This window comes from Lactococcus ileimucosae (assembly GCF_943193185.1).
Classification (GTDB): Bacteria; Bacillota; Bacilli; order Lactobacillales; family Streptococcaceae; genus Lactococcus; species Lactococcus ileimucosae.
Window position 1 is genome coordinate 126213 of the sequence record NZ_CALPDE010000004.1, and the last position, 16590, is coordinate 142802.

Annotated in this window: 14 protein-coding genes and 1 pseudogene; 2 read left to right on the forward strand and 13 right to left on the reverse strand. The window is 39.3% G+C overall.

Annotated features, from left to right (window positions below):
- Positions 1 to 11: 11 nt before the first annotated feature.
- The 5 genes from NFR51_RS03465 to NFR51_RS03485 all read right to left on the reverse strand — a co-directional run bounded on the left by NFR51_RS03465 (position 12) and on the right by NFR51_RS03485 (position 6526).
- Positions 12 to 2222 (reverse strand): DNA internalization-related competence protein ComEC/Rec2, encoded by a 2211-nt coding sequence (locus NFR51_RS03465; RefSeq protein ID WP_251712351.1) that lies wholly within the window; start codon positions 2220 to 2222, stop codon positions 12 to 14.
- 20 nt (positions 2223 to 2242) lie between these two features.
- Positions 2243 to 2893 (reverse strand): helix-hairpin-helix domain-containing protein, encoded by a 651-nt coding sequence (locus NFR51_RS03470; protein WP_251712352.1) that lies wholly within the window; start codon positions 2891 to 2893, stop codon positions 2243 to 2245.
- Between the two features lie 48 nt (positions 2894 to 2941).
- On the reverse strand, positions 2942 to 4117 hold the full coding sequence (locus tag NFR51_RS03475) for an SLC13 family permease (protein ID WP_251712353.1): 1176 nt from the start codon (positions 4115 to 4117) through the stop codon (positions 2942 to 2944).
- A gap of 244 nt (positions 4118 to 4361) precedes the next feature.
- Positions 4362 to 5918, reverse strand: coding sequence for an ABC-F family ATP-binding cassette domain-containing protein (locus tag NFR51_RS03480; RefSeq protein ID WP_251712354.1), 1557 nt, complete (start codon positions 5916 to 5918; stop codon positions 4362 to 4364).
- A 341-nt stretch (positions 5919 to 6259) separates the two neighbouring features.
- Positions 6260 to 6526 carry a hypothetical protein gene (locus NFR51_RS03485; RefSeq protein WP_251712355.1) on the reverse strand — a complete coding sequence of 89 codons (267 nt, stop codon included), beginning with the start codon at positions 6524 to 6526 and terminating at the stop codon, positions 6260 to 6262.
- Between the two features lie 84 nt (positions 6527 to 6610).
- Here NFR51_RS03485 and NFR51_RS03490 point away from each other — a divergent pair, with 84 nt between their 5' ends.
- Positions 6611 to 6952, forward strand: a complete 342-nt coding sequence (locus tag NFR51_RS03490) for an MmcQ/YjbR family DNA-binding protein (protein WP_251712356.1) — start codon at positions 6611 to 6613, stop codon at positions 6950 to 6952.
- Between the two features lie 211 nt (positions 6953 to 7163).
- Here the strand turns inward: NFR51_RS03490 and sufB are convergent, their stop codons facing one another.
- The 7 genes from sufB to NFR51_RS03525 all read right to left on the reverse strand — a co-directional run bounded on the left by sufB (position 7164) and on the right by NFR51_RS03525 (position 14653).
- Entirely contained in the window at positions 7164 to 8561 is a 1398-nt protein-coding gene (gene sufB / locus NFR51_RS03495) for a Fe-S cluster assembly protein SufB (protein WP_251712357.1), read from the reverse strand.
- Between the two features lie 24 nt (positions 8562 to 8585).
- Positions 8586 to 9041, reverse strand: a complete 456-nt coding sequence (gene sufU / locus NFR51_RS03500) for a Fe-S cluster assembly sulfur transfer protein SufU (protein ID WP_251712358.1) — start codon at positions 9039 to 9041, stop codon at positions 8586 to 8588.
- 24 nt (positions 9042 to 9065) lie between these two features.
- A complete protein-coding gene (locus NFR51_RS03505) occupies positions 9066 to 10277 on the reverse strand; it encodes a cysteine desulfurase (RefSeq protein WP_251712359.1) in 1212 nt (403 codons plus the stop codon).
- A complete protein-coding gene (gene sufD / locus NFR51_RS03510; RefSeq protein ID WP_251712360.1) occupies positions 10277 to 11533 on the reverse strand; it encodes a Fe-S cluster assembly protein SufD in 1257 nt (418 codons plus the stop codon). Before sufD ends, NFR51_RS03505 begins: the two co-directional genes overlap by 1 nt.
- Positions 11534 to 11603: 70 nt before the next feature.
- Complete coding sequence (sufC, locus tag NFR51_RS03515; RefSeq protein ID WP_251712361.1) at positions 11604 to 12374, reverse strand: Fe-S cluster assembly ATPase SufC; 771 nt, start codon at positions 12372 to 12374, stop codon at positions 11604 to 11606.
- A gap of 338 nt (positions 12375 to 12712) precedes the next feature.
- Positions 12713 to 13966: a glycosyltransferase family 4 protein gene (locus tag NFR51_RS03520; protein ID WP_251712362.1), complete on the reverse strand. Its 1254-nt coding sequence runs from the start codon at positions 13964 to 13966 to the stop codon at positions 12713 to 12715.
- A gap of 3 nt (positions 13967 to 13969) precedes the next feature.
- Positions 13970 to 14653 carry an adaptor protein MecA gene (locus NFR51_RS03525; protein WP_251712363.1) on the reverse strand — a complete coding sequence of 228 codons (684 nt, stop codon included), beginning with the start codon at positions 14651 to 14653 and terminating at the stop codon, positions 13970 to 13972.
- Positions 14654 to 14899: 246 nt separating this feature from the next.
- On the opposite strand from NFR51_RS03525, the gene NFR51_RS03530 reads away from it, so the two are divergent.
- Positions 14900 to 15808 (forward strand): diacylglycerol/lipid kinase family protein, encoded by a 909-nt coding sequence (locus tag NFR51_RS03530; RefSeq protein WP_251712364.1) that lies wholly within the window; start codon positions 14900 to 14902, stop codon positions 15806 to 15808.
- A gap of 86 nt (positions 15809 to 15894) precedes the next feature.
- On the opposite strand, the pseudogene NFR51_RS03535 reads toward NFR51_RS03530, so the two are convergent.
- Positions 15895 to 16590: pseudogene (locus tag NFR51_RS03535) on the reverse strand (hypothetical protein); the annotation flags it as partial.

A 16590-nucleotide genomic window follows, 5' to 3' on the forward strand; every position in this document is an offset into this window, starting at 1 on the left:
TTTAAGAGAAACTATTTAACCGTTTGAATGGTCCAACCCTTCTTTTTATAAATAAATCGAATTGCCCCTTGTTGATCGGTCCGATAAATTTTTATATTTTCCGCAGACAGATTCTCTAACGTTTCTTGACTCGGATGCTTGTAGCGGTTGTTTTTTCCCACGGAGATAAGGGCAATTTGTGGCTTAAGATTTTTCAAAAAACCTACTTTTGAAGAGCTCTTACTCCCATGATGACCGACCTTCAAAACATCCGTCTGCAAATTGGGATAACGTTTCTGCAAGTCCCTCTCCCCTTCTTCTTCCAAATCCCCCGTAAACAAAAATTTTTTTCCATAAAAATCACCAAAGGTTACGAGGGAGTTATCGTTGTTACTCCTACCTTCAAGGCCTGTGGCTAAAAAGTGAAGATGACCATCAAATATCGGGAGCTTATCTCCTTCTCGTGCAAAATGGACCTTACTTTTTAACTTGGACAACTTTTTGACAAAGCTTTCTTTCTCCAAGGCTGTTTCAGAGATGTAAATATGTTTTATCTTCATCTTCTGCGACAATATCTCCAAATCCCCCATATGATCTTCATCTGGATGAGTCAAGATTAGAGTTTCAACAGTCCCAATTCCTTGTGATTTAAGATAGGGAATAAGTGTCTTCTCAGCGTTACTTTTATGGGAGGCGATTTTCCAACTCTCATCTGAGCCTAAGTTGAGTTTTCCTCCAGTATCAATGAGAATATTTCGACGGTTCCATTTATCTTGCAAAAGAATACTGTCTCCTTGACCTACATCTACCATCGTGATGCTTGCCTGACGTGGATTTTTAACGAGAAAAAACAATAGAAACAGAGCAGAAAGTAGCACCAGATTCCAAGTTTTTTTCCTGTAAAAATCAATAAAAAGACCGCTAAATCCAAAAAGTAAAAGCAAAAACAAAACATCCGGCTTCCCCAATACCAAGGGATACTGGAACAAAGACTCCACAGCTTTTACTATACTTTCTAAAAATATAAAAAAGTCATTGAAAAAAATTAAATTGATACCCAGAAATGAAAGGAGGAAAATAAGAAGTAAGCCAGGCAAGAGTAAAAAGTCAAAGATTAAGCTGAAAAGTAGGGTCAGTAAGATAGATAAAGGCTGGAAACTGTGAAAATGAAAGATTAAAAGCGGGAGCACACCAACAGCTAATACCGTAGAATCAAGCAAGGTTTTTTTGATTCCTTTGGCATGACCGAATTTCCCAGAGAAAATGACCAATAAAAAGGAGTAAATCATGGTTAACTGGCCACCTGCTGTCATTAAAAAATTCGGCTTAAACAGAAGCAAAAGAATAAAAGTCAGAGAAAATTTATCAACCGTTCTTTTCATGGGGAGATTTTTTTGAAGAAGGGCACGCAAAATCGACACAGATAACCCTGTAATAAAGGCATAGAAAATTGAAAAAGGCACTTGGATAAAAAATACGATAGATTGTGACAAGCCCAGTCTTAGCAAAATTTTTCGCAGCAGTTCAATGAAAAAATTTACCTGCATACCCGAAAGCGCAAAAAGATGAATAATACCAAGACTTGTATAAATGTCATTCATTTCTTCAAAATCTTTATCAAGCCAGCCAAAAAGCAAACCTGTCATATATGAGGACATGGGTCTTGGAAAATGTTGCTGTGTCCAAAGAATAGCTTGCCTACGTAAAAGCCGCATGTCAAAACTATCCAAGCGCTCCAAGCCCTGAATCTTTTCTACCTGTACCAGACGATAAATTCCTTGACTTTTTAAATACTTTTTGTAGTCAAAACCCGAAAAATTACGCTGCTCCTCAGGTTCTTCTAGCTGCCCTTCAAAGTAAATAAGGACGTTTATATCTAGCTTTTTAAAATATTCTTGTTCCTTTTGACTTTTAAAAGTATAAAAAACTTGATAATCTTGTCCACTTGTTTCTCCTCTAAAACTTAATCGATTCCCATTGACTTCAATTGTATCAATATAGGGTTTAATCCTCGAAATTTTATCTGGCTGCCTACTTTCTTTTATTCTTTCCGCTTCTTTAACCCAAAAGAAAAATAAGGCAAAACCTAACAAAATCAGGAGTAAGCCATAATAACCTCTACAAAAAGAAAGGACCGTACTCGCCAAAGTCAGAATGCACAGTGGCCAAGAAAAGCTGAAAATAAGAAAATAAAATAAAACCAAGAGATAGATCAAATAAATAGGAGAAAAATTTTGCTTCATATGTTACCTGTGGTCTTCCTCTAATCTACAGCTATTGCATCTCTTAACTTTTCTAATGTTTTGGGACCGAAGCCACTCACTTTTCCCAAGTCCTCCACACTCTTAAAATTTCCATTCTCAGAGCGATAATCAATAATATCTTGTGCTTTTTTAGCGCCCACGCCACTAAGCTGCTGCAGTTCCGTTAAATCAGCCGTATTAAGGTTTATTTTTGATTTTTCTTCTTTCTCACTTCCAGCTGCTCCTCCAGACTCTCCCTCCAACAGTTTCCTTGTATCCACCTCGCCACGTGCCGGAACATAGACCTCTGCTTCATCTTGCAGCTTCTTCGCAAGATTTACAGCCTTTCTTTCTGCTTCTTCAGTAAAGCCTCCGGCACGTGCAATTGCATCGGATACACGATGTTTGGCTGAAAGTTTGTAAATACCAGGATTTTGTACAGCTCCTTTGACATCAACAAAAATATCATCCCCAGCACTTTTTTCTTCCTTCGTTTCTTTTTCTGGTTCTGATTTTTTGTTATTTACAGCAGACCATTCAAGATTTTCTGGTTTCTTGTCGCTGCTTTTTTCCTGCTTGCTCAGGTAAAAAACACCTAGAGCAACTATGATTACAAGGCTTCCGATAATTATTTTTAAATTATCTCTGATGTATTCTGATATTTTTTCCATAGTTTTAAGTACGAAAAAACACACAGTTTTTCACTGCATGTTTTTATTTTAAGTTCCAAAGCTAACAATGATTAAACCTATCAGCACTAAGACTGCAAGAAAACCTGCGTTTACTAAAGCAAAATATTTTATAAATCCTGCTGTTTCTCCCCTTGCTTGTATGTGGATAATCTTGTAAGCAATCAATGTTGCCATTGAAGCTACAAGCGTTCCAATACCTCCAATATCAGCACCGATAACAACCGAAACAGCATGGGGTGTAAAAGGTGAAATAAGAATCGGAGCTGCAACATTAGAGATGATTTGACTCATAAAAACCGTGCCTAAAAAGGACATTTGTGGTCCAACAAAAGCATTACGAATAAAGTCAGTTAAGCTTTGGATATGAGCGATATTTCCCACAATTAAGAAAAAGAAAACAAAGGTAAAGAGCAAATGGTAATCTACCCCTTTAAAAAGAGTGGGACGATAAAAAAGAACAATAACAGCCACAATAGCTACAGCCAAATAAAAGTTCACATAACCAAAGACTGCCGCTGCCATCAAAACCATCAAAGCAATAAAGACTGAAATTTCCATTCTCTTAAACGTGTTCACCTTAGTCTCAATAACCAGAGGTTCATTATCAATAAATTGGCAGGCCAAATTGAGGAGAAGAAAACCAGCAAGCCAAAGCAGGCCCGTCCCCTTGAAAAATTCTAAATTTGTCAAGGCTTGTCCCAAATGATGGTCTGGGTTTTGATAGAAAGAGTACAGATAAAGGTTATGAGGATTTCCTTGCGGAAGAAGACTTGACCCTGTGTGGCAGGCCGGAACAATCATGGCTGCACCGATATAGACCGATTTACGATTTTTTATCTCTCGTGTAATGGTTAAATAAAGGGGTAAGATGGTCAAAATAGTTAAATCGTTAGTAAAAAATAAGGCAAAAAAGAAGGCCAGCATTGTGGTAAATCGTACAAGCTGACGCGTTGTTTTACTTCTCTTGACCAAGCTTTGGCCTATGTAGGATAAAATACCTGTAGAGCGAAAACCAGCAATAACCAGCATGAGACCAAAAACACTTACGATAACTTTATCGTCAAAAAATTCAGTCTGGATGCCACCCATGCTTACTGAAATCACCGCAATTATAAAGGATACAAGAAAAACCTTATCAACAATAAAAAAATGGGTCAACTTTTTGAAAGTACTGTTTGGCTTTCCTGTGATTTGCTGTTCCATATTTTCTCCTAAAAAAACTGATTAATTACACTCTTATAATTATACAACTTTTTTCCACGAATTTACGAAAAAGATTATAAAAAAGCACATTTTTTTAGAAGGAGAAGTCTGGCAGATAGAAGGCAGCTAAAAAATGGACAAAGTTGACCTTTTTAAGCAACTGACGGTTCACAACTCACTGCACTTTTTGCGTCTCGTCATTCTGATCTGCTAAAGCAAAAAGGCCGATAATAAAAAGCACCTTTTACAGTACTTTTGTTGTCCAAGATTCACAATTCCAAGTTTCCGTGGCCACATCTTGGTAAAATTCTGGTTCATGGGAAATCAAAAGAATCGTTCCCTTATATTCTTGTAAGGCACGCTTGAGTTCATCCTTAGCATCGACATCCAAATGATTGGTTGGCTCATCAAGGACAAGCACATTGCTTTCAGCATTCATCAATTTGCAGAGGCGAACTTTAGCTTTTTCACCCCCACTTAAAACAGCGACCTTGCTTTCGATGTGTTTTTTTGTTAAGCCACAACGTGCCAGGGCAGCACGAACTTCTGCCTGATTCATTGCCGGGAAAGTATCCCAAATCTCTTCCAAACATGTTTTCCCGTTGTCGCCCTTTACTTCTTGTTCAAAATAGCCAATTTCTAATTTTTCACCACGCTGAACTTCTCCACTAAGCGCTTTTATTTCACCCAAAATGCTGCGCAAGAGTGTTGTTTTACCGATTCCATTTGCCCCTGTAAAAACAATCTTCTGGCCACGTTCAGCCCGTAAGTTGAGTGGACGTGACAAGGGTTCATTGTAACCGATAACCAAATCTTTTGTTTCAAAAATAAGCTTGCTTGAAGTCACACCTTTTTTAAAGTCAAATTGTGGTTTTGGTCGTTCGGCGCTTAACTCAATAATATCCATTTTATCCAGTTTTTTCTGACGGGACATCGCCATATTTCGTGTCGCCACACGGGCTTTATTTCGCGCAACAAAGTCTTTCAAATCTGCTATCTCTGACTGTTGGCGTTTATATGCGGCTAACTCTTGTTTTTTCTTCATTTCATAGACAGATTGAAAGGCTTCGTAATTACCAACATAACGGTCTAAGGAGCCATTTTCCATATGGTAAATGATGTTGATGACAGAACTTAAGAACGGAATATCGTGGGAAATCAAGATAAAGGCATTTTCATAGTCCAGAAGATATTGTTTGAGCCACGTGATATGCTCCTCGTCCAAATAGTTTGTGGGTTCATCCAGCATCAGGATTTCGGGTTTTGTCAGCAAGAGTTTTGCCAAAAGAACCTTGGTGCGTTGGCCACCAGAAAGATCTTCAACATCACGCTCAAAACCAATCTCGTGAAGACCAAGTCCGCGCCCGATTTCTTCCACTTTAGAGTTAATTTGATAAAAGTCACTTTGCTCCAGAATATCTTGCAGCTCGCCGACTTCTTCCAAAAGCTGATCCATCTCTTCTGGCGTCACATCTCCCATTTTCAGATAAAGAGCATTGATTTCTGCCTCAATATCAAAAAGGTACTGAAAGGCACTTGAGAGAACATCACGAATCGTTTGTCCTTTTTGCAACACTGCATGCTGATCCAAGTAGCCAACACGGACTTTTTTTGACCATTCCACTTTTCCTTCATCAGGTTGCAAGGCTCCCGTGATAATATTCATAAAGGTGGATTTACCTTCACCATTTGCCCCGACAAGCCCGACATGTTCGCCTTTAAGCAGACGAAAAGACACATTTTCAAAAATCACGCGCTCGCCAAAGCTATGGGATAAATTTTTTACATTGATAATACTCATATTACTGCTCTTTCTTTTACATACTGTTTAATAGTTTAACACAAAAAATTGAAAGTAGAAAGTTGTGTTATTTAATCCAAAAATATTAGATATATTTGAATTTCTGGTCAGAATAATTTGAAGAACTACAAATAAATATGCCCTTCTGACATTTCAGGGCATATTTTTATCTACAATACTTGTTTCATCGGAAAAGCAATTCCTTCTTTATTACCCGATACGTATGATGTTTTAATCTAATTTTTCCGTCATCGTAATAATAGAAAATGATAAAATAGGATTATAGAACTTCCAGCTATTTGCTGTTTTATCAAATAGACTAACTTTCTGGAAACTAGAAGTTATTGAGCGATGACTTCATATTTCTTTGAAAATTTTGCATTCGACATAAAATCGATAGTTTTTCCATCATAGATAAAGACATCACCTATGTAAAGTCTTGAACCCGTTGAACGAATGTAGGCAAGACCATATCTCAACGATTTCTCATCAATCCAGCCCATATAACCTGTATAAAATTCCCTCTCTATCCAAGCAGGTTGAGGAGCTTCACGACTTACCACCCAAAACTCTACTTCTTTTCCCGTTTTCAAATTTATCGCCTTCATAACTCTCTAATTATACCATATCTACGATAACCCTTTTGACAAACGACTGAAATGCTATAATGAATACAAATAAAAGGAGGATATATGGAAAGACAAGAACTAATCAATCTAGTATTGAAACTAACAAACTCATATGAAGACTACCCCTTTAACAACAATAACCGTGAAAAAATTCTTTGGACAGCTATTAGACAAAAATCCAACAAAAAGATAATTTGCTTAATATTTGAAAAAGATAATGAATTATTAATCGACTTAAAACTTTCTCCTGAACACGGCGAAGAAGCTAGACAAATTTCTGGTGTTTTTCCTGGCTACCATATGAATAAAACGCACTGGAATACTGTGAGTGTAAACCATACTACTCTTACACAGGAAGGTCTAATTCAAATGATTAAAGAAAGCGACAATCTTACCCAGAAATGAAAAACCACGCGGGTAAGGCGTGGATTCTAAACAAATATTTGTATTTTTTGCCATGACTATCATAACAAACTAAAAATATAAGGGGCACTTCTTTATTAATTTGCTATTCGTTAGTAATACAGTATTTATTGCTTTTTATCATTCTGCTCCTTTGAATTTTTAGAGCAGGAAATACTAGGCGCAAAGTCCATCATAAAGGCACTTGTGAAACTTACCCGATTGAACCCTCCATACTGTAAGAAATCAATCGGTTGAGTTCTACGGCGTATTCCATTGGGAGCTCTTTAGTAAAGGGTTCAATAAAGCCCATCACAATCATGTCTGTGGCTTCTTTTTCCGTTAAACCGCGGCTCATCAGATAGTACAACTGTTCTTCTGAGATTTTAGATACTTTGGCTTCATGTTCCAAGGCAACTTGTGAGTTATGAATCTCATTAAATGGAATTGTATCTGATTTTGAAATATCATCCATAATAATCGTGTCACATTCAATATGTGATTTAGAATGTGCAGAGTTTTTATTGAAGGTTACTTGACCACGATAATTTACGGCTCCACCAGATTTAGAGATGGATTTAGAAATAATCGATGAGCTTGTATTTGGTGCATTGTGAATCATTTTGGCACCTGTATCTTGCTCTTGGTTTGCGTTAGCAAAGGCTATCGAAAGCATTGTGCCACGTGCGCCAGGACCGTCCAGATAGACAGCTGGATACTTCATAGAGACACGTGAACCTAAGTTACCATCAATCCATTCCACAGTTGCATTTGCCTCTGCCTTGGCACGTTTTGTTACCAAGTTGTAGACATTATCTGACCAGTTTTGAATGGTTGAATAACGCATGTACCCACCTTCTTCACAGAAGATTTCAACAACAGCAGCGTGCAAGCTGGCTGATGAATATGTTGGTGCAGTACAGCCCTCCACATATTGGATAGAGGCTCCTTCATCAACAATGATTAAAGTACGTTCAAACTGGCCTGATTTTTCGTTATTGATGCGGAAATAGGCTTGGATAGGAATTTCACATTTTACCCCTTTAGGCACATAAACGAAACTTCCGCCAGACCAAACTGCTGAATTCAAGGCGGCTAATTTATTGTCTGTGGGTGGGACAAGTTTTGCAAAGTATTTTTTGAAAAGTTCTGGATATTCCTTCAGAGCAGTATCCGTATCGGTGAAAATGATACCGAGCTTTTCAAATTCTTCCTTCATGTTGTGGTAAACAACTTCTGACTCATACTGTGCCGAAGCTCCTGCTAAATAAGCACGCTCTGCTTCTGGAATACCGATTCTTTCAAAAGTTTCCTTAATTTCATCAGGAACTTCTTCCCAAGTGCGGGCAGGTTTATCCGTTGGTTTTTGATAATACACCACATCATCAAAGTCAATGTCTGACAAATCAGGGCCCCATTCTGGGAGATCTAATTTTTTGAAGGCTTCGAAGGATTTGAGGCGGAAATCCAGCATCCATTCTGGTTCTTCTTTTGCGGCTGACATCGTACGAATAACCTCTTCTGTCAGACCTGTTCCTGTAGACATGACTAATTCAGCATTATCATGAAAACCAAATTTATATTCTTCTAATACTGGAACTTCTTCTGTCATTATTTTCCTCTCTTTATTTGCATTCTAATGTGACTCTGATACGGTAGCAGTACCCTCTGTCTCAATCGCTTTTTTCAGGGCATTCCAGGCTAGAGTTGAACATTTTACCCGTTGCGGAAATTTAGAAACTCCTGCAAGATATTGTGCATCTCCTAAACGTTCTTGCGCTGGATCTTCATGTCCTGTCACCATTTCTGAAAAAATTCGTGCCAATTCCAAAGCTTCTGTTTTTGTCTTGCCAATCACAGCTTCCGTCATCATTGAAGCGGATGCCGTTGATATTGTACAACCGTGCCCACTAAAGGCAATATCGCTAATCTTATCTTCTGTAAACGCAACAGTTAAGCGTATCACATCACCACAGGTTGGATTGTTCAAATCAACAACACAAGCCTGCTGTAATTCACCTGCATGACGGGGAGCAGAAGAGTGATCAAGAATTACTGCACGGTATAAATTATCTAATTTTGAAAGTGCCATTATCTGTCTCCATTCTTCTCATTACTACAAGCCGAAAAACTCTTTTGTCTTCAAAAGAGCATCCACAAGTTTATCGCAGTCTGCTTTCGTATTATAAATGTAAAAACTTGCCCGTGCTGTTGACGATTGCCCAAGATAATTCAACAAAGGCTGTGCGCAATGATGCCCCGCGCGTACAGCAACACCTTCCATATCCAAGGCTGTTGCTAAATCGTGAGGATGAAGCCCACGGATATTAAAGGCAATCACACCACTTCGCGCTTCGACTGCTTCTGGACCATAAATTTCTAAACCTTCAATCGCTTTCAGCTTAGGCATCACATAAGCCACAAGCTCTTGCTCATAGCGATGAATATTGTCCATTCCTATTGTTTCAAGGTAGTCAATAGCTGCCCCAAGGGCAATAGCGCCTGCAATATTTGGCGTGCCTGCTTCAAATTTCCAAGGTAACTCCGTCCATGTTGAGTGACTTTCATAAACGAAGTCAATCATTTCCCCACCAAACTCGATTGGGTTCATTTGATTAAGCAAGGTCTCTTTTCCATAGAGAACACCAATTCCTGTTGGTCCACACATTTTATGCCCCGAAAAAGCAAAGAAGTCTACGTCCAAGTCTTGGACATCAATTTTCATATGCGGAACAGACTGCGCACCATCAACAGCAAAATAGGCACCGTAGTGATGAACCCACTCAGCAACTTCCTTAATCGGAGTAATCGATCCTAGGACATTCGAAGCGTGTGTTAAACTTACGAATTTTGTTCTACTTGTCAGTTTTTCCTTTAAGTCATCAATGTCCAAAGCACCATCTTTCAGATAGACAATTTTTAGAATTGCTCCTGTTTTTTCAGCAACTTGTTGCCAAGGGACAAAGTTTGAGTGATGCTCCGCAACGGAAATAATAATCTCATCACCTGCTGTTAAGACCTGCTCCGCAAATTTTGTGACCCAGTTTAAACTCGTTGTTGTTCCACGAGTGAACAATACTTCTTTCGTAGATGCAGCATGAATAAACTTTCGCACCTTTTCACGTGCTGCCTCATAATCTGCAGTTGCACGCTCTGCAAGGGTATGAACCCCACGATGAACATTGGCATTATCATGCTCATAATAGTTTGTCAAAACATCCAACACCTGCTGTGGCTTTTGGGTGGTGGCTGCATTGTCCAAGTAGACTAAGGGTTCATCATTAACTTTTTGGTTAAGAATTTTAAAGTCTTTTTTTAAGTCAATCATTAGATTGCCAACTTTCTCTCGATAATTGAGATAAATTCATCACGAACGGCTTTAATCGGAATCTCAGTCACAACTGCACCGAGGAATCCGCGAATAACAAGGCGTTTAGCTGTTGTTTCATCTAAGCCTCGACTCATAAGGTAGTACATATCCTCAGGATCGACTTGACCGATAGAAGCTGCGTGTCCTGCAGTTACGTCATTTTCCTCAATGAGCAAAATAGGATTTGCATCACTGCGGGCACGGTCTGAAAGCATTAATACTCGGCTTTCCTGTTGCGCATCCGCACCTTTAGCGCCACGCATGATTTGACCAATTCCATTAAAGGTTAATGTACCTCGGTCAAGAATAACGCCATGTTGCAAGATATGCCCTACTGAATGACGGCCAAAGTTTGTCACACGCGTATCAATCCCTTGGATTTGTTTCCCCATAGATAATCCAACAACCTTGATTTGTGAATGACTTCCATCACCTTTAAGATCGCTATCAAAGTCACAAATAACGTTGCCATCATTCATGGTTCCGATAGACCAATCGATTGTGGCATTATTTGCTAAATGACCGCGGCGGCTGATATAAGCTGTCACATGTTCCCCTAAACGGTCGATAGCAGCAAATTTTACCTGCGCCCCTTCAAGAGCAATGACTTCGACGGAGACGTTACCTGTCACTTTAATATTTCCGTCCCCAATACTTTCCAAGCGTTCCAAATAATCGAGCTTACTGTTACGGCCAGCAATAATTAAGATGTGTTTATTGAAAGGCAAATCTGACTCAGAATCTTGATAGAACTTTGCTTCTACAGGGACATCAATTTCGACATTATCCGGTATATACAAGACGGCACCGGAATTAAAACTGGCAACGTTGCTTGCTGCTAAGCGATCTTCTTTATAACTTACAGCTTTACCAAAATACGTTTCGACTACTTCAGGAATTTCTTCCATTGCTGAAGCAAAATCAGTGAAAATCACTCCTTTTTCAGCCAAATCTGGACGCATTTGTTCCATAACATTTTGACTTCCCACTTGTACCAAAAGTGGATGGTTAGGCAATTCTGTAAAGCTTGGTACGTTTCCACTTGGCTCAGAATCGCCTATCTCTGTATTATCCAAGCCCCAACGATTGAATTTCACACGCTCAATATTTGGCAGTTCCAGCTCTGCCATAGCTTCAAAGGCTGTTTGACGTAAATCTGACAGCCAACTTGGTTCAGCATGCATGAGCGAGAAATTTTTTATTTTTTCATTCATTTATTGTATCTCCATGATAATGTTAGGTAGTTTAAAATTTTCTGATTTCTAACCACCTAAAAAACTCAGCTTATGCTTCTTCCTCGTACTCAATCCCTAACTCTTCAGAGATTTTTGCATAACCTTCTTTTTCAAGACGTTTCGCAAGTTCGGCTCCGCCTGTCATAACGACACGGCCTTCCATCATGATGTGAACGACATCAGGTGTAATATAGTCGAGCAGACGTTGATAGTGCGTAATGATAAGTGCCCCAAAACTGTCACCACGCATAGCATTCACACCTTTGGAGACTACCTTAAGCGCATCGATATCAAGTCCAGAGTCAATTTCATCCAAGATAGCAAAAGTTGGCTCTAACATCAGGAGTTGGAGGATTTCATTACGCTTTTTCTCTCCACCAGAGAAGCCTTCGTTAAGGTAACGTTCTGCCATTTCCTCTTTCATGTTGAGCAGTTCCATGTTTTTATCCAATTTTTTAATGAAATCCATAACAGAAATTTTGTCATCTTCTGCGCGTTGTGCATTGATGGCTGCACGCATAAATTCTGCGTTCGTAATTCCTGGGATTTCTGATGGGTATTGCATTGCAAGGAATAACCCAAGACGCGCACGTTCATCAACTTCTAATTCAAGGATATTTTCACCGTCTAAGAGAATTTCTCCTTCAGTAACTGTATAAGCTGGATTTCCCATGATTGCTGCGGATAAGGTTGATTTACCTGTACCGTTTGGGCCCATGATTGCATGTACTTCATTGGTATTAATTGTAAGATTTACACCTTTAAGGATTGCTTTGTCTTCAATACTTACATGAAGATTTTTAATTTCTAAAGTTGCCATTCTAACTCCTTCAATTCATAAGTAAAATATCTTTTACACTTCATCCTTCATTATATCAAAAAAGGAGTAAATCTGCTTTTTATCCGAATTATCCTTGATAAAATTCAAACATATTTTTGAATGCATTTTTTAAGGTAGTCAAGAGTAATGTACATCACTCATTCCCCATCATTATCAGCTTTGAGAACGAAAAAGATAGCTGTGGCAAAAATAACCACAAACGATATTTTTTTGATTATTGACTAGTAAAAACCTCAGGAAATTTATATAAAAATTTCTCTTCTTCATTAGTGCCTTTAGGCACAAGGAAGATCGCGTATTAAAAAACAGGCGAAAAATCATTTCCGTCCTGTTTTATCATGTTTATACCTTTTTTTTCGTTTCTTGTTTATAAGTTGCTCACGGTAGTCTGAACTCCCAATAAATCGCAATACATTAAGGAAAGGCTGTCGATTCTTACCCAATATTCCGACCATATCAATAAAGAGCCCTAAGCCAAGTAGCAGAGCAATAATCAAGAAGATACCACCAATACGACTTGAGACTTGTAAAATCAAGGAGATGAATGCAAAGATACCCGCGATACCATAAATAACTAACACAGCCCCACGGTGCGTGAAGCCGATCTGCATCAAGCGATGGTGCAAATGCATCTTATCTGCACTAGAAATACTTTGATTGTTGAGCTTACGGCGAACCATGGCTACGATAGTATCTGTCAATGGAACACCCAAAATTAAAAGTGGTGTCAAAACGGCTACAGCAGTTGCATTCTTCAAACCTTGTAGAGAAACAACAGAAATCATAAAGCCTAAAAACAAGGCGCCCGTATCCCCCAGATAAATAATTGCCGGATGATAATTATAGGGGAAAAAGCCCATAATTGCGGCTACCAAAGTAAAAATGGTGATGGGCAAGAATATGTTTGGACTAGGTAAAAAGAAGTAAGACACAATTCCCATCGTAAATAGGGAAATGACGGAAACACCACTAGCCAGCCCATCCAACCCATCGATTAGATTTACCGCATTTGTAATAGATACAATCCAAAAGACTGTAAAAATGAAAGACAACCAAACTGGAAACTCCAAAAAAGGACCACCAAAAGGAATTTTCAAGTTATCAAACCGCGCATGCGTAAAGAACCAGGTGATTGAAGCTGCAATGAGGAGCCCAAGCATCTTCATCTTCGGCGATATTTCCTTGACATCATCAATAAGCCCTGTAATAACTACAACTCCCCCTGCAAAGATAAAAGGAAGAATATAGCTCGTATAGGTAACCAGTTGAGAACGAGGAGCGAGGGGCTGGCCTACCCCCACCCAAGGAAGTTGTGGATGTACAATTAGGGGAAGAATAAAGAGAGTAGAAATAGCAAAAGACAGGAAAACTGCAAGTCCTCCTGCTGAAGGCATGACTTTCGTATTGATCCGACGTTCATTTGGCTTATCTACTGCTCCTATGCGGCGTGAGATAAAGGTCATTAAGGGTGTAAATATCAAGGACATCCCAAAAGTAACAAAGAGAACAATAAAGAACTCAACCGTAAAAGGGATACCTTTGATAGGGATTTCTTTTATAGTATCTATCATATCTTAAATTTTAGAGAGAACTTCCAAAGCACGAGTGGTTATCAATAATTCTCCATACTCCTGTAATGTTTCACGACTTTTTGCTGTTTCCTGCCCATATTCTAACATGCGTGCCCGCATTGCACTTACCTCTGTTTTACCTTTTGCTCTTTGATTATCAAGAATAATCAGATAAAACTTATCCTTATAGCCGTAAAGCTCTGACTCCTCTGCCTCAATTTTGACATTTTTCACAGCTGCCAAAAGTTGCGTCATGTTATCAAACTCGACAGAATAAAAGACAAAGTCCGGGTCCGGCTTACTTTTTACTTTTGTTTCTTTATTTTCAGTTGTGTTTTTATCTGGACTTGCTCCGCCATTTTGCTTCAAATCTTCAACACGACCAAAAAAATCTGTCATGAGCTGCTCGAACTCTTCTGGATCATCCGGAAGCGTGGTCGGATCAATGTCAATGTTTTCCTCTGTAACAATGATGTTTACACCTTTTGGAAAAGGCTGAATTTGGAAAGTCAAAAGTCCTGATGAAAATCTTTCTTCAAGTCCAAGCTCCTCTACAAGCTCATAAAAAAGATTTTCAACCATGGATTGATTGGTAAAAAAATCTGAGAGCTTCACATCGTGATCAACCAAGTCTTGAAAAGTTAGGCTAATCTTTATCGTTTTTTCGTTTATTTCTTCGTATTGCATGTTTTAACCTATATTTTTCTATGCCGGTCAGCTTACCGATAACCCTTAGTTCTATTTTTATAAACCGACATTCTTCACTTATAATTAACTGTTTCTCTTAATTATAACATATAAAAGACTTTTCGCGTTTTTTTGCCTCATTCAAAATCCTCCTGTTGGCTTGTTACTTTTACGAAAAAGTTTCGTATCATTCGCAATCCTTATGTTATTTACCTCTAAAATATATTTTTTTGATAGAATAGTTCTATGATTTATTACATTCTTGCCAATCCAAATGCCGGTTCCCGCAAAGGGGAGCGTTCATTGAAACTCCTGTTGCCTTATCTTGAAGAAAACGGCTTATCATATAAACTCTTTGCGACTGAGCGTACGGGTCAAGAAGCATCCTTTATCCAGCAAATTCTTGAAGAAAAAAAGCCCGAGGATCAACTCCTTATTTTAGGTGGAGATGGCACCATCTCTCTCGCCCTCAACGCCTTACCCGCTGATTTTTCCTTTGGCTATATTCCCTCAGGCTCTGGCAATGATTTTGCCCGCAGTCTCGGACTGTCCCTCGATCCTATTCAAGCCTTTAAAAACATCCGCCATAATCAGGCAAAAGATTTTTATGTCATGCGATACAAATCCCAATCTTTTTCAGGATATGCCCTCAATAATGTAGGAATAGGACTGGATGCTGCTATCGTCAAGGCTACAAACGGCAGTCACGTAAAAAAGCTCCTGAACTCTATCAAACTGGGCAGGCTTTCTTATCTTATGACAGCTCTACACGTTTTGTTCAGCAAAAAATCTTTCTGTATTTCTATTTACAATCTAAAGGATACATTCAAGTTTGACAATGCTTTTCTCCTTACTTTTACCAAACACCCTTATTTTGGTGGTGGGGTTAAAATTGCTCCCGAGGCTTCAAACCTCAATCAAGAGATACATCTTATCGAGCTGGACAAATACAGTATGCCTAAAATATTTTCACTTATCCCGAGTGTCCTTCAAGGAAGACATTTAGAAAACGATATTTTCCACCACAGTGTTTCTACTGCCGTGTCTGTCACACCTCATTCCACCCAACCTGTACAGATTGATGGAGAAACTTTTGAGATACAAGCCAATGACACTTTGACTTTAACTTCTGAAAGAAGAAGTATTATTTGTTAATAAAAAAGAGGAATCACCTGTCTGAGCGATTCCTCTTTTTTTCATACCGTCTTACACTTATCCATGTCTCTCGAAAAGAAGGCTTACTAACGCACAATTAAGGCTGGGCGCACACCACCGTATCCTAAAACAGAACCTGCATGGTGACTGGACAATACCCCAATAGAGGGATAACGTTGCACTCGCCAGGCACCATCTGTCGCGAGCGTGCGCAGCAACCACCAGTCGCCTTCTGGTCCTGAGCCCACACGTGCCTCATGATCAGGGAAAGCACGTCCTGGACCTGACAAGCGGACCACATCTGCTAAGGAAAGGATAAATGCCCGTGGACTCCCACTCGGGTCAACTCGAGTCTCATCCGCCGTAACTTCAGGAAAAGTATCTAGGTTCGTTGGTAACCAGCGCCACTGACCTGCTGTCCAAGTGAGTTCATCACCGTTAACACTTCCCGTCACAAAGTTGTCAGATACCCGCTGAACCCGCGCTTGAACGGAGGAGTCAAGGCCAGCATACCAGTCGTTGGTCCGTTGGTCCATCGTCGAGAAGTTTGTATTACGAATTGCCGCATTACGTATAATCATGTGATTATTGTCTCCCATATTCTCCAAATAACGGTACTGCTCCCCAGCCATGGTGAAGATAGTCCCCGGTGCCATGATGCTAAAGTTGATTTGGTCAGGTTGGACATCATCATTTGGTCCCGGATTCCCCCAGTTGTTATCGATAGAACCGTTCTGTACGGCTGTCAGGAAGTCTGACAAGTCATCATGATGCGTATAGTC